This window comes from Lentimicrobium sp. L6 (assembly GCF_013166655.1).
Classification (GTDB): Bacteria; Bacteroidota; Bacteroidia; order Bacteroidales; family UBA12170; genus UBA12170.
Window position 1 is genome coordinate 1 of sequence record NZ_JABKCA010000168.1, and the last position, 1428, is coordinate 1428.

The following is a 1428-nucleotide window of genomic DNA, read 5'->3' on the forward strand; positions in this document are numbered from 1 at the left end:
GGGTCAAGTTGAAATTCTGGGGGAATTGATTTTTACGCAAAAATATTTGTCAATCGAAAAAGGAAAAATTTGACATCTCTGACACCTCTGAATTCAGACCTAAAATGCTTTAATTTTGCGTTAAAGGATTCCGCAGAAGCATTTGTACTTCGGTAATTAAAGAAATTAAGGATTTTGTCATAGTTTATCTGAATTGATTTTGCGACAGTATTAAACTCTTTTAAACCTGCTTCTTCAATATCTTTATACCAATGTGCAAGTTTCGTAATAGCAATGCTTTTGTCGTTGTAATTCTCATAAATAAATGTGAGTTTTTGTGCAAGATTGTATGCTTGTTCAATGATTGGGTATTCTTCAAACAGAACCTTTGCACGTTCTTCCTGACCTTCTGTCCATCGAGCTTTGGGCTTAAATAACAAATAACGACTTCTAGCTAATAATTGCTTTCTTGTATCTCCATTCTGAAATACTACAGAAACATAATTTGTGTTATTTTTATTAGCAAGTTCCATTGATTCATTTTCTTTATCAATAGCTTCCCATCTGTATTTTATTCTGATATGCTGAACTGCTTCGCTTGTTAATTTTTGGACATGAAATCTGTCTATTACAATCATTGCTTCTGAAAAACAAAGCCGAGAAATAAGGTTCATATTGTTGGCCATATCAACTGTAACTTCTTTTACATTCTTTCGTTTTTCAATAGGTATTCGTTCTAAAACCTTAATGACTTCAGCAGATTTAGTCCCCGAGACTATTGCAACAATCGCCCCTTTACGTCCCTTGGCTGCTTTGTTAGTGAGAATGGTGTACAAGTCTCCATTGGATAACGATGTTTCATCTAAACTTAAGTGGGTTCCTATATTCTCTGGAAATAAGAGCCATTTTTCAGCATGGTGTTTCTGTGGCCAACTTGCAAAATCACTCAAGTGTTTTTTATACTGTTGTTGGAGTTTCTTTCCATCGGTTCCGTAGTACTGACCATAATGACTAGCACTCACAGCTGTATTATCTAAAGTATTCTTTTAAAAAAGTCGCAAATTCTTTTGTTTTGCGTGTTCCTTTAGCAACTAACTCCCAGTTTCTGTTTACTATTTTTTGACTCTCACTTACTATCCAGCGACGACGCTTGACATGTAAACGAACCTCTAATCCTCGTAATGGAAAATCTTCAACAATCTTTTCGTCGTAAAAACCTTTGGAGGTTAACTTCTTGTCTTTATATTCTATGGGTATAATATTCTTCTCACTTAAATAAAAGTCTATACGCTCTGAAGTCTTTGTGAAATCTGTAATATCAAAATAGTCGAGCATGCCTTCTGGAAAAAACAAACTCATAATAGCCAAATCATTTTGCATAATTGATGTGATTCTTTTTTTCAAAAGTATAACATTTTAGCTCATCCCCCCAGGTTTTGTTCTTGACCC

The 1428-nt window shown here is 34.4% G+C and carries 2 protein-coding genes; both read right to left on the reverse strand.

Features of this window, described 5'->3' with window-relative positions; all coding sequences use genetic code 11:
* Positions 1–32: 32 nt before the first annotated feature.
* Positions 33–1001 carry a transposase gene (locus HNS38_RS20030; protein ID WP_172284920.1) on the reverse strand — a complete coding sequence of 323 codons (969 nt, stop codon included), beginning with the start codon at positions 999–1001 and terminating at the stop codon, positions 33–35.
* A 7-nt stretch (positions 1002–1008) separates the two neighbouring features.
* Positions 1009–1383 (reverse strand): hypothetical protein, encoded by a 375-nt coding sequence (locus tag HNS38_RS20035; RefSeq protein WP_371742972.1) that lies wholly within the window; start codon positions 1381–1383, stop codon positions 1009–1011.
* Positions 1384–1428: the final 45 nt, after the last annotated feature.